Origin of the sequence: Euzebya pacifica (genome assembly GCF_003344865.1) — a bacterium.
In the GTDB taxonomy this organism is placed as follows: Bacteria; Actinomycetota; Nitriliruptoria; order Euzebyales; family Euzebyaceae; genus Euzebya; species Euzebya pacifica.
Map to the genome: position 1 here is coordinate 5,351,743 of NZ_CP031165.1, position 16,462 is coordinate 5,368,204.

Here is a 16,462-nt window from a genome sequence, read left to right on the forward strand (position 1 = left end):
CAGCCCCGGAGGGCCGAGCCATGGAGCACACACGAGAGTTCTACATCGACGGCAAGTGGGTGCCGCCGACGACCGATGCCACCCTCGACGTCATCAACCCGACGACCGAGGAGCCCATCGCCACCATCGCCATGGGAGGTGCCGCTGACGTCGATGCCGCTGTGGCCGCCGCCAAGCGCGCCTTCACGACCTTCTCCCGGACCACCCGCGAGGAGCGGCTGGACCTGCTGCAGGAGGTCATGAACCAGTACAAGGCGCGGATGGACGACCTGGCCCAGATCCTCCACGACGAGATGGGCTGCCCGATGCCCTTCGCGTCGAAGGTGCAGATCCCCTCCGGCTACGGGCACTTCAAGGCCGCCAGCAAGGTCCTGCAGAACTACGAGTTCGAGGTCGACCAGCGCACGACCCGGCTGCGCCACGAGCCCGTCGGGGTCGTCGGCATGATCACCCCGTGGAACTGGCCGCAGAACCAGATCACGTGCAAGGTCGCCCCGGCGCTGGCCACCGGCTGCACGATGGTCCTCAAGCCGTCGGAGATCGCCCCGCTGGACGCCATCGTCCTGGCCGAGATCCTCGACGCCGCAGGCGTGCCCGCGGGTGTCTTCAACCTGGTCAACGGTGACGGCCCGTCGGTCGGCGCGGCCATGTCGGCCCACCCCGACATCGACATGATGAGCTTCACCGGCTCGACGCGTGCCGGCATCCTCGTCCAGAAGTCCGCTGCGGACACCGTCAAGCGGGTGGCGCTGGAGCTGGGCGGCAAGTCCGCCAACATCGTCCTGGACGACGCCGACTTCGCCAAGGTCGTCCGCCGTGACGTCAAGGGCATGATGAGCAACAGCGGCCAGTCCTGCAACGCCGGAACCCGCATGCTGGTCCCCAACGACCGTATGGACGAGGTCGCCGAGATCGCGAAGGCCGCTGCCGAGTCCGTCGTCTCCGCCCCCGAGGGCGAGGGCATGGTCATCGGCCCGGTCGTCAGCCAGGCGCAGTTCGACAAGATCCAGGGCCTGATCCAGTCCGGCATCGACGAGGGTGCAACCCTGACCGCGGGCGGCACCGGCCGTCCCGACGGCGTCGACACCGGCTGGTTCGTCAAGCCGACGGTGTTCACCAACGCCACCAACGACATGCGGATCGCCCGCGAGGAGATCTTCGGGCCGGTCATGACGATCATCGGTTACGACGACGAGGCCGAGGCCATCGAGATCGCCAACGACAACCCCTACGGCCTCTCGGGCTACGTGAGCTCCGGCGACATCGAGCGGGCCCGCGCGGTGGCCAGCCAGCTGCGGACCGGCATGGTCCACGTCAATGGCGCGCCGGCGGACATCTTCGCCCCGTTCGGTGGCTACAAGCAGTCGGGCAACGGCCGCGAGTGGGGTCAGCTCGGGTTCGAGGAGTACCTCGAGACCAAGGCCGTCATGGGCTGGACGCCCCGCGAGGACTGATCGGCCCACCCAGTCACCCAGCAACGTCGAGCGCCCGAGGTCTGATGACCTCGGGCGCTCGTCGTGGTGCGGCGGAAGGCGGCGGCCTTCCGTCGGCGGTCTACTCCGCGGTCAGGCGCTCGAGCGTCTGCTCGAGGGCGACCGCGTCGTCGCCGTAGCGGTCGGCGAAGCTGCGGGTCGAGGAGTCGAAGCCCGACAGCCCACCGAGGATGCCGGTGACCTCGGTGACCAGGCCGGTCACCGCGTCGGAGGAGTCGATGTCGAGGATGTCGACCAGGTCACCGAGCGAGCCGAGGACGGAGTCGTCGACGATGCCGGCCAGCAGGGTCTCCACACCGGTCAGCAGGTCGTTCAGCTGGTCCAGCGGGACGACCCGCGACTGCGAGCCGAGGACGTCGTCGATGGCGTCGAGGATGTCCACCAGCGCCGCGGCCTGGACCGGGTCGGAGGTGTCGATCGGCGCGGCGAGGGCCGCGTCGAGGTTCTCGAAGATCGGGATCAGCGCGGCCTGACGGGACGTCGAGACGCGGTTGCCCTCCGGACCGATGACGCGCTCGAACGCGGCACGGACCTCGGTCGGCTGGGCGGCCATGGCGCTGGCGAACGCCGCGCTCGGGTCCTCCGGGCAGTCGGCCTCGCTGTCGTCGGTGTTGCCGTCACCATCGCAGTCGGTGCCGTCCTCGCCCGGGGGCGTCTCCTCGTCACCGTCGACACCGATGATGGAGAGGATGGCGCCGAGCAGGCCGGGGGAGGTGCCGTCGGAGCCGGGGATGATGCCCTCCAGCAGGCCGAGCAGCTGGTCGAAGACCGGGCCGAGGACGTCCTCGAGGACACCGCCGGTCAGCTCGTTGACCTCGTCCAGCAGGCCCAGCATCAGCAGCGCGGCGGTCTCGCAGGCGAGGAAGTCGACGAAGCTGTTGCAGATCAGCGGGAGGTTGTTGAGGCGCAGGGCGTTGGAGAGGAGGCCGTCACCGAGGTAGGCGATGGTCTCCGGCGGCAGCAGCGGGCCGTCGGCCAGGATGACCGGGGCCTCGTAGACCGCACCGTGTGCTGCGGCGGCGAACCCGGCCGACCACAGGGGCTCCTCGACGGAGCCGGCCTCGGTCAGGATCAGGCGCGAGGTGTCGGCGGCGTCGAGGAAGCCCATGAAGCGAGCGATCTCGATGGCGGTGCCGTAGCGGTTCTCACCGGCGACGCGGGTCACGGTGATGCCCATGTCGGTCAGGGTGTCGGCAACCTCGGGTCCGATGGCGGCCTCGCCACCGACGATGACGACCTCCTCGACACCGGAGTCCTCGAAGTAGGTCTCGGCGGCGGGGTGCAGGTAGCCGGTGGTGGTCAGGAGGGCCGGGTACTCCATGGAGGAGCCCAGCGGGCCAGCACCGAGGGCGTCGGCGTAGGCCTGGGACTGGTCGGAGCCCTCTTCGGGGTAGGCCCGCATCAGCAGGGCGGTGTCGGCGTCGGGCGCGACGTGCTCGGCCAGCATGGCGGCGGTCTCGACACGGGAGGGGCCACCGACGCGGCTGACGTTGTCCTCGCCGAAGTTGGCGACGAACTTGGACTCCAGGTCGGGGGAGATGGCGTCCTCGGAGCCGAGGAGCAGGATCTCGGTGGCGCCGAGGCGGGTCAGCTCGTCGGCGATCCGCAGGTCGAGGTCGTCGGTCTGCGTGAGCAGCAGCGGCGCGCCGGCGATGCCCTGGGAGGCGACGGAGGACAACGAGTCGGCGAACACGTCGTCACGGCCGATCATGACCAGGTTGGCGCTGTCGAACGTGACGCGCGACAGGGCGATCGAGGCCTCGACCGCGTCGTTGGCGTCGAGCCGCACCGCGTTGTCGAAGGGCACGTCACCGAGGGCGTCCCCGAGCGGCTCGGTGATCGTCTCGATGACGTCCTCGAGCGGATCGAGGATGGCGCCGATGACACCCGGGGGCGCGATCGGGAGGTCGTCGAGACCGGGGATCTGGGATTGGGCGGGAAGGGTCATCGCCAGGGCGAGGACCGCGGCGATCACGCCGGCGAAGGCGGATCGACGAAGAAGGGCACTCATGGACTGCATCACCTTTGTACGGGGAGGGTGACAGGGCACTGTCGTTTGCTGGCTACAAATGACTAGTCGGTCATACTGCACCCGAACTTGAACGGAAGCGAACAAGTCGTCCCGAATCTTTTGGGCTGGACGACGTTCAGTCCGTGGCGTCGCGCAGGACCCGCATGGCGTTGGCGATCGCGGTCACCGAGGTCGTCTCGGCGTTCGTGTGGTACATCGTCGTCGGCACCTGCAGCGTCGCGCCGTTGACGAACTCCGCCGTCCCCCGGACGAGCCGCCCGAGCTCGGTCCGCCCCAACGGCAGCTCGTCCCGACCGTTGAACCGACGCTCCTCGTTGAGTCGTTCGATCAGCCGGTCCTTGACCACGACGGGGATGTCGTGGGACTGCGAGATCTGGATGAGCCGGCTGACGGTGGGGACGGAGAAGCGCGCGGTCTCGTCGCGCCAGCGCAGCACGACGGCGCCGACGTCCACGGCCTCGGTGTCGTCGAAGGGTGAGGTGTCGAGCACGATCAGCGTGTCCGGCGCCTGGACGTGGCGCAGCAGCTCGTGGTTGAGGTAGCGCCAGCTGGCCCCGATCTCCTCTTCCGCGGTGAACACGACCGTCCCGTCGAAACCGCCCTCGACCAGGACCAGCGCCATCGCCACGCCCAGCACGTTGTCCAGCTGCGCCTGGACGTGCTGCCCCTCCTGGACCACCTTTCCCTGGAAGGCCACCGGTGTGGCAGTCAGGATGGCGTCGAGCCCCTTGACCGGCACCTCGATGCCGAGGTCGTCGATGCCGCAGACGGCCATGTGGTCCACCCGCCCGTCGGCCACCGTGTTTCCGGTCCGTGGGTCGTAGGCCCGCACCTCCTCGTCCCCGAAGCGCGTGCACACCGTTTCGGCGAACGCGTGGCGATGGGAGTTGGCCACGCCCCGGATCGCCGGCAGCACGTGCGCGGCGTAGGTGAAGGTACCGGGCGCGGTGCAGATCAGTCCGTGACGGTCGGCATGGGCGGAGATGACGACGCGGCCGCCGCGTGCCCCGTTGCCGACGACCCCGCCTTCGGTGCTGGTCACGTCCAGGCCGGCGGTGTGCAGTTCGCGCGCGAGGTGCCGCATGAGTGGCCCCTCGTAGCCCACTACCGAGGGGACCGCGACCAGCTGCTGGAGCTTGGTCAGCACCCGGTCCACGTCGTCGCCGATCATCGCCTCGCAACGCTACCGGAGTGACAGACCCCGTGGTGGTCCTGTACGGGACTCGTTAGTGACTCCGCCCAGGGACCGGCCGCGTTTGCCGAACACGATCCCACCCGGACGTCGTTCCGAACTCCTTTCAGTTGCGAGGAAAACGCGGCAGGAATCTTCCGTTCGCGCCGCGAACCCCAGGGGAAGCGGCCCCATCAGGGGGGCCACCACCGACGAGAAGGCCCTTGCATGGACCGCACCGCCCGACGCTTCCCCCCACCGCTCCTGCTGGTCGCGGCACTGGTAGCTGGAATGTTGTCAGCCAGTCCATCGGCCGCCGCTGGCAACGACCTGGCCCTCGGGGACACCGCGACGGCTTCCACGGTCACGGTGGCAGCCGGAGATGGCTTCGGATGTGGGATGACTGCGTACGCCGACGTCGAGTGCTGGGGCCAAGGACCTGTCGCGGGGCCAGCCTTCCTTGGGGGCCTGCATTCGATCACCGCGGGCACCGGCCACCTCTGCGGTCTCGAGATGCGAGGACCGGATGAGCCCTCTGGTGGGGTCTCCTGCGTGGGCGACAACACGAGCGGCCAAGCACCTCACTGGAGGCCCGGCCCCTACAGCACCATCACCGCCGCGTCGAATCACACGTGTGCCTTGACGACTACCGGGCGCGCAGACTGTTGGGGCAGCAACGATTACGGCCAGGCATCGGACAGGCGCGGCCCCTTCTCGGCCATCGACACGAGCCAGTACTACACCTGCGCCGTGACCGTCGCGGGCGCAGCGGCCTGTTGGGGTTCGTACGGCATCGACGACTCAGAACTCGACCGTCCGGGCCCGTACACCGACATAGCCGTGGGCAGTGGCTTCGCATGTGCGGTGGACACCGATGACGCAATCGACTGCTGGACACTCGGTTCGTACGGTCGCGACATGACGGAGGTTGATGGCGAAGGCGGACCGTACACCGCTGTGACAGCCTCGGAGAACCACGTATGCGCGCTTGCCTCCGATGGCTACGCCGACTGCTGGGGTTCCCAGTCAGGCGCAGGACCGTACCTCACCATCGACGCCAGCCCTTCGCAGACGTGTGGACTGATCCACGACGGCTCGGCCGTCGAGTGCTGGCCCGCCTGGGAGTCAGACCCGACCGTCTACACGCGCAGGGACTTCGCCCTGCCCATGACCGTGTCGTCATGGCTGCCGACCCCCAATGCCGACGGGTGGCACCGGGAACCCGTTTCGATCACCTACTCGTGTTCCGGCGGCGTGACCTACTTCGGTACGACGACCACCTGTCCCGATCGCACGGACGTGACCGGCGACGGCATCCACTCGATCGCCGGTATCGCTGTCGATGACACCGGCGAGCTGCAGGTGACCAACACCGTCAACATCGACACCACTGCTCCGACCGTCCTGCCCCTGTTCGACAGTCAGCCGACCCAGGGCGGATGGTTCAACCGGCAGGTGCTCGTCACCTTCGACTGCAGCGATGCAACGTCCGGCGTCGCGACCTGCTCGAGCCCCGTCACGGTCGACACCGACGGCATCACGACGGTGAATGGCACCGCAACCGACATGGCCGACAACGCCACATCGACCCCCGTCACGGTCAAGCTCGACATGCAAGCACCCACCAGCACCTATGCCGGGGAAGGCCTCGGCTTGGGGATCAGCATTACCCCCGGTTCAGCCCTCACCGGTACGGCAGACGACACCACTTCTGGCATCGGCGCTGTCACTGTGCGGCTCACGGACGCCGACGGCGCCACCACCTCGCTCGATGCTGAGCTGGACTGCAGCACCGGCGAACTCATGATCCACCGAGGGCCTTCGGCCGAGGACGATGCCAACGCGGGGCTCGGGGGCGAGGGTGCCTCGTGCACGTGGCGCGTCGACAACGCCCCGTCCGGCAGCTGGACGCTGTCCACGAGCGCCAGCGACATGGCAGGCAACGTCGAAGAACCTGTCGACCACGGGACCGTCATCATCGTGTGACGCGGTTGGCCCACCGTCGTCCGAGGTGCGGCGCACGCGCCAAAGACCAGGGGGCATCAACGCACGCCGACCTCGCGCGCGAGCCAACAGGGACGGCCTCGACTGAAGTAGCGTCAGTCGGGTCGTCCGGTTCGGGCGGCGACATCAGCCAGGCGGAGGTCGTCATGAGGGATTCAGCCCGTGTTCTCGTCACTGCGCGCGGAGGGAGATGGGCGGCGGTCCTGGTGGCGTTGTTGGTCATCGCGATGGCGGTGCCCGCCGTCGCACAGCTTCCGGCCGGTAGCCGCATCGGCAACGACGACGACCCGACCGCGGCGTCGATCGACATCTCGACCAGCACCCGCCCGGATGGATCGGTGGCGCGGGTGGTCCTCGGCCGCAACGACGTCTTCCCCGACAACCTGGCCGGCTCCGGCGCCGCCGGTGCCGACGGGGCGTTGCTGCTGGTCGACCCCGCCCCAGCCGGACTGTCCGAAGACGTCGGTCGCGAGATCGCCCGGTTGTTGCCGACCGATGCGCCGGCGGAGTGCGGCACCGGACTGGACGCCGAGGTGATCCTGCTCGGCGGTGAGGCCGCGCTGTCCGCACAGCTGTTCACCGACCTGGAGGAGAACTTCTGTGTCGACCGCCTGGCCGGTCCGTCGCGGGTCGAGACCTCCACAGCGATCGCGGCGGCGCTGCTGGCGTCGGGCGCACCCCGTGGGACGCTGCTCGTTGCACGGGACGACAACCCTGCTGACTCCGCAGCCGCAGGCGCATGGTCGGCCGCAACCGGATCGCCCATCGTGGTGACGTCGTCGACCTCGTTGCACCCGTCGGTCGCCGCGCTGCTGGACCCCGCGAACGGCCAGTGGGACCGCGTGGTCCTGCTCGGTGGCACGGCCGCGCTCAACGCCGATGTCGAGGCCCAGGTCCGTGCCGCGGCGGGGGCCGGGACCGAGGTCGTCCGCATCGCCGGCGCGGCCCGGGACGACACGGCGCTGCAGATCGGGCTGCAGCTGTGGGGCGGCACGGCCGGTGCGGCCGTCGCCATCGTCAACGGCTACTCCGACACGTTCTGGACCTACGCGCTGCCGGGCGGCGTCGCCGCGAGCTCGGTGAACGCCCCGCTGCTGTACGTCCAGACCGACGCCGTCCCCGGCACCACCGCCAGCTACCTCGGCGACCGGATGCCGACCGTCACCACGATCGGTCCGGCCGGCCAGGTCAGCGACGCGACGAAGGCCGAGGCCGAACGGATCGCCGGGGGCGGCGGGACGACACCTCCGCCTGCGGCCAACGACCTGCGGATCATCGGCCTGACCCCGGATGCGGACGGGACCGTGACCGTGACCGCCGCGCCGGGCGACTACTCCATCACCGTCGTGGCCACCGCGGCGGACGGCAGCAGCCAGGTCTTCTTCGACGGGGTCACCGGCCCCGGCATCGCGCTGGGCCAGGGCGACATCGCGGAGGGCGCGACGTTCGGCGACAACGCCCTGGTCTTCCCGTTCCTGCCCGACCAGCAGGTCCAGCCCGGCGACTACGCCTTCCCCCTGTTCAGCGATGGGGGCATCGGCACGGTGCAGGCCATCGTGAAGTCCGGGGACCCCAACGCCCGACAGGTGCTGGACGCCAACTTCTACGTGGTGACCGACCACCAGTCCATCGACGAACAGGCCGAGCGCGATGCCCTGTCGGGGACCTACCGCCAGATCGGTGAGCAGATCTTCGGCCAGCAGAACCTCGGCGTCGGGACGATGCAGATCCTGGACGTGCCCGCGGACCTGAAGGCACGACACAGCCAGCTCGAGGTCGCCGCGGATGAGGGCAACTCGCCCGAGATCCGTCACCTGTGCAGCAGCCTGCGCGGGCTGAGCGGCGAGGCCCGGACCATCAACTTCGCGATCGTCGACAACATCGTGGACGACCCGCCACCGCCTCCGGGCCAGGACGCCGGCGAAACCGAGGGCATCGCGGCCGGCATCCCCGGCGTGCCGCTGCTGGCCGACATGGGCAACTCGTGCGTCATCATCATCGCCAACGGCGGACGTGACATCAGCCAGCTCGGCACGACGACCTGGCACGAGGCCGGGCACTTCCTGGGCCTGTTCCACACCTCCGAGGAGGACGGTGCGACGTTCGACCCGCTGCCCGACACCCCGGAGTGCCGTGACCCCAACGGCGACGGGACGATCGACGAGCAGGAATGCGGTGCGGCCGGTCAGAACTTCATGTTCTACGACTCCGACTCGACCAACATGACCGCGCACCAGGCGTTCGTCATGCGGCACAACCCGCTGTTCCGACCGGCCTGATCCGGGCGGGGAGGGCCGGGGGCTAGAAGGCCTCCGGGCCGAACCGCATGATCGCGACGAACAGGGCGAGCGCGCCGAGGACGACGTTGGGCGGGACCTTCGACGCCTCGTCCAGGCGAAGGTGGGTGGCTGCGGCGAGCACCATCACGATGACCAGGCCAGCCGCGGCGAGGGGCGTCAGGACCGGCAGGATGCCGGTGGCCGCCGGGAGGATCAAGCCGAGGGCCGCGGCGACTTCCACCGCGCCGACCGCCTTGACCTGCGCAGGGGAGACCCCCTCGACCCAGGCCATGTCGGCACGCAGGTCGTCCTTGGACTTGGCGAGCTTCATCGCCCCCGCGGCGAGGAACAGGAGGGCGAGGACGGTCTGGACGATCCAGAGGGCAAGGTGCACGGGAAGGCCTTTCGGGAGATCAATGAACGTTCATGAGAATGGTCGCGCAGCCTACAACTCCATGAACGTTCACGCTATTCCGCGTAGGGTGTAGCCATGACCGACGCGGAAGAGCCCCGCTGGCTGGACCCGACGCAGATGGCCGCGTGGGTGCGGCTCGTGCAGGTCATGGCGTGGCTGCCACCGAAGCTGGACGAGGCGCTCAAGCCCCACGGCCTGAACACCTTCGAGTACGGCATCCTGGTCAGCCTGTCCGACGCCCCCAACGGGCAGGTTCCGGTGAGCACCCTTGCGGCCAGGGCCAGAGGGTCGCAGTCACGCGTGTCCCACGCGGTCACGCGACTGCAGGCGAAGGGGTGGGTGTGCAGGTCGGCGTCCACAACCGACCGGCGGCTGAGCATCGTCACGCTGACCGACGCCGGTCGGGCCCGGCTGGTCGCCGCGGCCCCCGACCACGTCGAGTCGGTGCGGGAGTCGGTGATCGACGTACTCGACGACGAGCAGCTGCTGGGCCTCGGATCAGCGTGCGCGGCGATCGCCCGGGGCCTCCAACCTGCTGACCTGCCGGGGATGGCGCCGCCCGGTCCCTGGGACTGACCGGCTGCGCACGCGGAAAGGCGCACAGACCTTCCAGAACCACCGGTCGGACAACCTGCAACAGCGGTAGCATTCCTGGTCGTGGAGCATCACCTGGCACAGGCGAACGTCGCGTACGCCCTGGCCTCGCTCGACAGCCCGAAGATGGCAGGCTTCGTCCGTGCATCAGCGCATGTCAACCGAGCAGCCGACGCGGCCGACGGGTTCGTCTGGCGCCTGCAGGACGCCGCCGCCGTCCCCTTCCTCGGCGACGAGCGCTGGGTCGTGAACGTCTCGGTGTGGCAGTCGATGGCGGCGTTCGAGACGTTCTCCTTCAGCGACCCGCACCGACGGATCATGCAGCTGCGCAGCCGATGGTTCGAACCGCACAACCAACCCGCCACGGCCTGCTGGTGGGTGCCCGCCGGCCACCTCCCCGACCTGGCGGAGGCACACCGTCAGGTGCTGCGCCTGTGGGAGGACGGCACGTCCGCGGAGGTGTTCGGCCTCGGCACGGGGGTGCCGCCCGCACCCCCGGTCAGCTGAGCAGGGTCCGCGACGCTCAGGCCTCCGGCAACGTGGCCTTCGCCGCACCCTGGCCGTGGGCCTCGAGGTCGTAGCCGACCTGGCAGAAGCCGTGGTTGCAGTACCCGCCGGGGTTCTTGTGCAGGTAGCCCTGGTGGTAGTCCTCGGCGTAGTAGAAGACGCCGTCCCCGGCCTCGGCGGCGGGCCGGATCTCGGTGGCGATCTCGCCGTACCCGGCCTCCGTCAGCGCCTGCTGGTAGCGGGCGCGGGAGTCCTGGACTGCCGACATCTGCTCGTCGGTGGTCGGGTAGACCGCCGAGCGGTACTGGGTGCCGATGTCGTTGCCCTGCCGGTTCGGCGTGGTCGGGTCGTGGTTCTCCCAGAACGCCTTGAGCAGCACGTCGAGGTCGACCTGCTCGGGGTCGAACACGACCTGCACGGCCTCGGTGTGGCCCGTCTGCGCGGTGCAGGTCTCCTCGTAGGTGGGGTTCCTGGTCCAGCCACCCATGTAACCCGCGGCGGTGGAGTGCACGCCGGGGATCTGCCAGAAGATGCGCTCGGCGCCCCAGAAGCACCCCATGCCGAAGGTGATGACCTCGTGTCCCTCGGGCCACGGCCCCTTCAGCGGTGTCCCCAGCACGACGTGGCGATCGGCCACCGCGAGCTCGGCGTCGCGGCCGGGCAGGGCGTCATCGCGGGTGACCATGGTTGTCTTGTTGCCTGACAGGAATCGGAACATGTCGCCTCCAACGCGCCGGGCCGTCCACGCTATCCCGATGTCACCGACTCGTGAGGAGTGGTCGGCCGGCAGGGATCGGCCGGGGTGGCGTCGAACCCTCCGGTCATGCACACCCTCCTCCCCTCCCTGACCAGGGTCCTCACCGCGCTCGCCGCAGCGGTCCTGGTGCTGACCCTCCTCCCCTCCGCGCCGGCAGCCGCCGGCAGCGTGTATCCGGGGACGCAGTACCGGGAGGAGTTCTTCGACATGGGCGACCCCACCTTCACTCGCCTCCACGCCGACCTGCTGCGCGACGAGGACGTCCCGTGGACCGTCGAGCAGCCAGTGATCCTGGTGGTCAGCCCCTACACCAACCACACCACCACCGCGGCGAGCCCCCTGTACGGCAACCCGGCTGGCGGCGGCGGCATGCACGAGCGCTTCTTCGACTTCCTCGACGTCACCGACGCCATCGAGGAGGGCTACACGATGGTGCAGGTCGACCTGCCGGGCTTCGGCGGATCGAGCGGGTGCAACGACTGGGGCGGCCCGGTCGAGCAGGGTGCGGTCAAGGCGGCGGTGGAGTGGGCGGCCAGCCAGCCGTGGTCCAACGGCCGCGTCGGCATGCTCGGCAAGTCCTACGACGCCTGGACCGGGCTGATGGGCATGGCGCAGGACCCGATCGGCCTGGAGGCGGTCATCTCCATGGAGCCGGTGTTCTCGGGCTACCGCTACGGCTACAACAACGGCGTCCGGTTCACCAACAGCGTCGCCACCCCTGCGCTGTTCTCCGTGATCGACGCCACCCCCGGCGGCTACGCCGACTCCCCCGAGTACGTGCTCAACAGCATCGGCACCCCCTACTGCTACGGCCTGAACATCGCGCTGCAGCAGCAGGACTCCGAGGACGTGGCGTTCTGGGCCGTGCGGGACCTCGTCCGCCAGGCCGCCGGCTCCGACATCCCGCTGTTCCTCACCCAGGGCTTCCTGGAGACCAACACCAAGGTCGACGCAGCGCTGGACTACTGGAACGCGATGGACGACTCCGCCGGTGAGAACCACATGTGGATCGGCCAGTTCGACCACGTCCGCGGCTACGAGATGCAGGGCGAACGCTTCGCCATGGGCCGTTCGACGTTCGCTGCCCAGGCGATGAGCTTCCTCGACGAGCACCTCAAGGGCATCGAGCCGACCCCGGCGACCGACTTCGAGGCCATCGCGGTGCAGGACAACTTCGGCCGCTACCGCGCCGAGACGGCCTACCCGTCAGCCGACACCGTCCTGCTGAACACCTCGCTTCGGTCCGGCACCTACAGCGACGGCACCGGCGGCGGCATCCACTCGGTCTCGCAGCCCCTGCCCCACGACGTGTGGCTTGCCGGCGAGCCGCGCTTCTCCGCCAGCGTCACCACGACGGTGCCTCGCGGCAACATCACCGTCCTGACCTACGACATCGACGAGGCCGCCGGCACCCGGACGCTGATCAACCGCGGCACCTCGTTGATCCGCGGCGTCGGTGCGCAGCAGGTCGACATCCAGATGTACGCCCAGGACTGGGTCGTCGAGGAAGGCCACCGCATCGGCGTGGAGGTCCGCGGCACCAACAGCTTCTGGGTCCACGTCCCCACCGGACAGACCATCACCGTCAACGACGCCGACATCGCGCTACCGTTCCTGACCGCCGACCGAACCGACTTCCTCGACGGCGAGTCGACCCCACGGTTGGAGTCCCACCTGGCCGGCAACGCCGCTGACCTGGGCCCGATCGTCACCGGCAACGAGGTCCCCTTCACCCTCCCCGCGGCCATCGACACCGGCGCGCGCTGAGTCAGCAGGTGCCCGTCAGCAGGCGCCGGTCAGCCGGCCCCGGGTCAACAGGCGTTGGGGACGGCGTAGGGGGCCACGGCAGCCTCGTCGGCCAGCAGTCGGTTGGCCGGGACCAGGCTGCCGTTGACGGCATCCAGGTCGAACACGTGCCACCAGGTGTGTTCGGCCGTACCGTTCAACGGGACGGCCATCTCCGCCACCAGTCCGGCGCTGTCGAAGACCTGCACGACGGCGTTGGACTGCGACAGCGTCTCGCCCCCGGAGAACCGGTGGACGGCGTAGCGGTAGGTACCGGCGACTGCTTGGCTGATGGTGACGGTCTCGGGGCCGAAGCCGCTGACGTCGTCGATGTCCAGGGCCGCGAACGGGCAGGCGTCCAGCGACCCGCGTGGGCCGTAGTAGACGTGGTAGGGCTGGGACTCCGGCGTCCACAGGTGTGAGTCCAGGTCGGCCGGGTTGTCGTCCCACGACAGCACGATCCGCAGGCTGCCCGCTGCCAGCTCGGGGGACAGCAGCAGCGTCGTCGCGGTGTCCTGCGCCGGTTCCACGCTGACCGTCGTCGGCGCGCCCGGCACGTAGCCGTCTGCGGTGGCGGTGACGGTGTAGCTGCCACCGGGCAGGTCGGTGAACGCGTACTCACCGGCGGGGCCCGTGGTGGTCGTCGCCCCCGAGGACAAGGCCACCGTCGCCCCGACCACCGGTTCGTCGGTCGTGGCCGAGCGCACCGTCCCGCTCATCGTGCCGCCCGGATAGGTGGCGGTCGTGGTCTGGGTCGACCCGTTGGACAGCGGCACGCCGACGACCAGGGTGCAGGGCTCCGGCAGCGAGGCCGACGTCGTGACGGTGAAGGTCCCCTGCTCCAGCGGTGCGGATGCTGGCTGGTCCAGGCAGGTCCCGTCGAGGGTCACCTCGGCGGTCTGGGCGAACGCCGTCGACCCACCCTCGACGGTCACCGTCACCTCCTGACCGGGGGTCAACGTCGTCGCGCTGGCCGGGACGAACAGGACGTTCGCCGAGGCAGGCAGGCCGAGGTCGACGCGTGCCGTCTCGCAAGCGGCGATCGGGGTGACGCAGGTCAGGACGGGGTCGTCGGTGGCCGCCGTGGGGACGGCGAACCCGCCGGTGTTGGCAGCCAGGAAGGTGCTGGTCGGGGCGGGCAGGGCGTCTCCGGAGGCGAGGACGATCGGTGCGTCGAAGTGGGCGGAGTGCGCTGCTGCGGCGAACCCGCCGGCCCACGCATCGGCGCCCTGTCCCTCCACGAGGGTCACCCGCTCGACGTCGTCGGCCCCCTGGGCGCCGAGCTGGTCGGCCACGGCGACGGCCGTGTCGAAACGGGTGGGGCCGGAGATCCGCTCGGTGGCCATGCCCATGCCACGGACCTCGTCCTCGACCGCCTGCGAGATGGCTGCGGTCCCGCCGACGATGAGCACCTCGTCGATGGTGGAGGATGCCAGGTAGTCACGGGTCGAGGCCGGCAACGCGTCGGTCGAGGTCAGCAGGACCGGCGCCTCCAGCTCGGCGGCCATGCCGCCCGCGGCCAGCGCGTCGGCGAAGGCCTGGGACTGGTCGGCGCCGGAGGACGGGAACGCCCGTGCCAGGACGGCGGTGGTCGCCTGCGGGGCGTCGATGGCGGCGATGGTCGTGGCCGTCTCGATGCGGGTGGTGCCGGCACGACGCTCGACGGTGTAGGTGCCGGCCAGCTGCTGCTCGACGATCTCACCGATGGCGGAGGTGCCGCCCAGCAGGATGACCCGGTCCGCCCCGAGGCGCTGCAGCTCGGCGACCACGCGGTCGGGCACCGGGCCCTGCGGCGGCACGAGCAGTAGCGGACTGCGGCTCTGCAGGACCCCGGACGCCAAGGAGTCGGCGAACACGTCGCTGCGGCCCATGACGACGGTGGTGGTGTCGGGCAGGGGTGTCGCTTCCGACAGCCGAACCGCAAGCTCGACGTTGGAGGGGGTCTCCTCGGACTTGACGACCAGCAGGGCATCGCTGGTCGTCGTGGACTGGGCGCGGCTGGCGGGTGCCGTCGACACGAGCGCGGCGAGGACGCCGAGCAGGGTCAGCAGGGCCACCAGCGGCAGCAGCGCAGGAACTCGAGATGCCATGCCGAATCACTCCGTCTCGCGGCCCCTCCAGTGTCTCCGCCGGGGCGCGACATCGGTGATTCTAGGACTTTCGAGCGCCGAATGGGATGCCGTTCAGCACAACGTCACGGGCATCGTCGGCGGGGTCCCAGAGGGCGTCCGGCTCGTCGAACGGGTCGCGGGCCAGGATGACCAGGTCGGCGAACGAGCCCTCGCCAAGACGACCCACCCGGTCGTCGCCGAGGAGCTCGGCGTTGCCCCGTGTGGCCGCACGCAGGACGCCGGCGGTGCCCATCACCTCGTGCTGCAGGCGCAGGCCCTGCAGCTGGTCGTCCTCGAGGTCGCCCATCAGGTCGGTCCCGAAGCCGATGGTGACCCCCTCCTCCGCGGCGATGTCGATCGCGCGCTTGCCGTGGTCGAGGACCTCCAGGTTCTTGGCCTTCTGCACCGGGGTCAGGCCGATCTCGTCCACCCGGCGGTCCATCGCGTCGTAGGTGGCCAGTGTGGGCACGAGCAGCGCACCCGAGCGGGCCATCACCTGGGCGGTCGCGGCGTCCAGCAGGTTGCCGTGCTCGATGGACCGCACGCCGTTGGTGACCGAGTGCACGATGGCCTCCGGCGAGTAGGCGTGGGCGGCCACGTAGCTGCCGCGTCGGATGGCCTCGTCGCAGACGGCGCGCACTTCCTCGGGGGAGTACTGCGGGATGCGCAACGGATCGGTCAGGGAGATCACCCCGCCGGAGGTCATGATCTTGATGGCGTGGGCGCCGGTGCGGAACCGCTCGCGCACGGCCACGCGGAGGGGTTCGACGCCGTCGACGACCTCGGAGGTGTGGTGGCAGCAGGTGTCCACGGCGAGGTCACCCGGACGGGGGTCACCGTGGCCGCCGGTCTGTGACAGCGCCGGCCCGGTGAAGAGGTAGCGCGGCCCGGCGATCAGTCCCTCGTCGATGGCGCGTCGCAGGCCGATGTCCCCACCGGCGACGTCCCGAACGGTCGTGAACCCGCGGCGCAGCGCCCCGCCGAGACGCTTGGTGGCCTTGGCCGTGACGTAGCTGAGCGGCGTGGCCTCCATGACCAGCATGTCCAGGCCGATGCCGTAGGCATGGAAGTGGGCGTCGACGAGTCCCGGGATCACGACCCGTTCGCGCGCGTCGAGCACAGGACGGCCATCGAGGGCCCCGGCGTCGGTGATCGCCTCGACGATCCCGTCGCGGATGTGGATGGCACCGTCGACGATCCCGTCGTCGGTCGCGGTCCAGATGCGGGCGTTGTCGATGGTCAGCGTTCCTGCGGCGGTCATGCCGCGCATCATGGCAGGAGCGAGGGTTGCCGGCCGCGGCCTCGGGGTAGTCG

At 69.9% G+C, this 16,462-nt stretch carries 12 protein-coding genes; 6 read left to right on the plus strand and 6 right to left on the minus strand.

Going from position 1 to position 16,462, the window contains the following annotated elements; genetic code table 11:
* The first annotated feature begins 20 nt into the window (after nt 1-20).
* Complete coding sequence (locus DVS28_RS23070; protein ID WP_114593556.1) at nt 21-1,454, plus strand: aldehyde dehydrogenase family protein; 1,434 nt, start codon at nt 21-23, stop codon at nt 1,452-1,454.
* Nucleotides 1,455-1,554: 100 nt separating this feature from the next.
* On the opposite strand, the gene DVS28_RS23075 is transcribed toward DVS28_RS23070, so the two are convergent.
* Nucleotides 1,555-3,504 carry a cell wall-binding repeat-containing protein gene (locus DVS28_RS23075; RefSeq protein WP_164710922.1) on the minus strand — a complete coding sequence of 650 codons (1,950 nt, stop codon included), beginning with the start codon at nt 3,502-3,504 and terminating at the stop codon, nt 1,555-1,557.
* A gap of 136 nt (nt 3,505-3,640) precedes the next feature.
* Nucleotides 3,641-4,696: a hypothetical protein gene (locus tag DVS28_RS23080; RefSeq protein ID WP_114593558.1), complete on the minus strand. Its 1,056-nt coding sequence runs from the start codon at nt 4,694-4,696 to the stop codon at nt 3,641-3,643.
* A 552-nt stretch (nt 4,697-5,248) separates the two neighbouring features.
* Between DVS28_RS23080 and DVS28_RS23085 the strand changes: the two genes are divergently transcribed.
* Together DVS28_RS23085 and DVS28_RS23090 are read left to right on the plus strand one after the other, a co-directional pair.
* A complete protein-coding gene (locus tag DVS28_RS23085; protein WP_164710923.1) occupies nt 5,249-6,682 on the plus strand; it encodes an RCC1 domain-containing protein in 1,434 nt (477 codons plus the stop codon).
* Between the two features lie 164 nt (nt 6,683-6,846).
* Complete coding sequence (locus DVS28_RS23090) at nt 6,847-8,979, plus strand: cell wall-binding repeat-containing protein (RefSeq protein ID WP_114593560.1); 2,133 nt, start codon at nt 6,847-6,849, stop codon at nt 8,977-8,979.
* A gap of 22 nt (nt 8,980-9,001) precedes the next feature.
* Here the strand turns inward: DVS28_RS23090 and DVS28_RS23095 are convergent, their stop codons facing one another.
* Complete coding sequence (locus tag DVS28_RS23095; protein WP_114593561.1) at nt 9,002-9,373, minus strand: DoxX family protein; 372 nt, start codon at nt 9,371-9,373, stop codon at nt 9,002-9,004.
* 96 nt (nt 9,374-9,469) lie between these two features.
* Between DVS28_RS23095 and DVS28_RS23100 the strand changes: the two genes are divergently transcribed.
* Both DVS28_RS23100 and DVS28_RS23105 read left to right on the plus strand, forming a co-directional pair.
* Nucleotides 9,470-9,970, plus strand: coding sequence for a MarR family winged helix-turn-helix transcriptional regulator (locus tag DVS28_RS23100; RefSeq protein WP_114593562.1), 501 nt, complete (start codon nt 9,470-9,472; stop codon nt 9,968-9,970).
* Nucleotides 9,971-10,051: 81 nt separating this feature from the next.
* Nucleotides 10,052-10,495 (plus strand): DUF3291 domain-containing protein, encoded by a 444-nt coding sequence (locus DVS28_RS23105; protein WP_164710924.1) that lies wholly within the window; start codon nt 10,052-10,054, stop codon nt 10,493-10,495.
* Nucleotides 10,496-10,511: 16 nt separating this feature from the next.
* Here DVS28_RS23105 and msrA read toward each other — a convergent pair whose 3' ends face one another.
* Nucleotides 10,512-11,180 carry a peptide-methionine (S)-S-oxide reductase MsrA gene (msrA, locus tag DVS28_RS23110; RefSeq protein WP_114594357.1) on the minus strand — a complete coding sequence of 223 codons (669 nt, stop codon included), beginning with the start codon at nt 11,178-11,180 and terminating at the stop codon, nt 10,512-10,514.
* 138 nt (nt 11,181-11,318) lie between these two features.
* Between msrA and DVS28_RS23115 the strand changes: the two genes are divergently transcribed.
* Nucleotides 11,319-13,019: a CocE/NonD family hydrolase gene (locus tag DVS28_RS23115; RefSeq protein WP_164710925.1), complete on the plus strand. Its 1,701-nt coding sequence runs from the start codon at nt 11,319-11,321 to the stop codon at nt 13,017-13,019.
* Between the two features lie 44 nt (nt 13,020-13,063).
* Here the strand turns inward: DVS28_RS23115 and DVS28_RS23120 are convergent, their stop codons facing one another.
* The gene (locus DVS28_RS23120; protein ID WP_114593565.1) at nt 13,064-15,127 is read right to left on the minus strand and encodes a cell wall-binding repeat-containing protein; all 2,064 of its coding nucleotides are present in this window, start codon (nt 15,125-15,127) and stop codon (nt 13,064-13,066) included.
* Nucleotides 15,128-15,188: 61 nt separating this feature from the next.
* On the minus strand, nt 15,189-16,409 hold the full coding sequence (locus DVS28_RS23125) for a metal-dependent hydrolase family protein (RefSeq protein ID WP_114594358.1): 1,221 nt from the start codon (nt 16,407-16,409) through the stop codon (nt 15,189-15,191).
* Nucleotides 16,410-16,462: the final 53 nt, after the last annotated feature.

Bases quoted from the DNA above. Each gene is read 5' to 3' on its own strand.
- DVS28_RS23070 (WP_114593556.1), top strand. From the start codon at position 21: ATGGAGCACACACGAGAGTTCTACATCGACGGCAAGTGGGTGCCGCCG.
- DVS28_RS23120 (WP_114593565.1), bottom strand. From the start codon at position 15,127: ATGGCATCTCGAGTTCCTGCGCTGCTGCCGCTGGTGGCCCTGCTGACC.
- DVS28_RS23075 (WP_164710922.1), bottom strand. From the start codon at position 3,504: ATGAGTGCCCTTCTTCGTCGATCCGCCTTCGCCGGCGTGATCGCCGCG.
- DVS28_RS23100 (WP_114593562.1), top strand. From the start codon at position 9,470: ATGACCGACGCGGAAGAGCCCCGCTGGCTGGACCCGACGCAGATGGCC.
- DVS28_RS23125 (WP_114594358.1), bottom strand. From the start codon at position 16,409: ATGACCGCCGCAGGAACGCTGACCATCGACAACGCCCGCATCTGGACC.
- DVS28_RS23115 (WP_164710925.1), top strand. From the start codon at position 11,319: ATGCACACCCTCCTCCCCTCCCTGACCAGGGTCCTCACCGCGCTCGCC.
- DVS28_RS23080 (WP_114593558.1), bottom strand. From the start codon at position 4,696: ATGATCGGCGACGACGTGGACCGGGTGCTGACCAAGCTCCAGCAGCTG.
- DVS28_RS23090 (WP_114593560.1), top strand. From the start codon at position 6,847: ATGAGGGATTCAGCCCGTGTTCTCGTCACTGCGCGCGGAGGGAGATGG.
- msrA (WP_114594357.1), bottom strand. From the start codon at position 11,180: ATGGTCACCCGCGATGACGCCCTGCCCGGCCGCGACGCCGAGCTCGCG.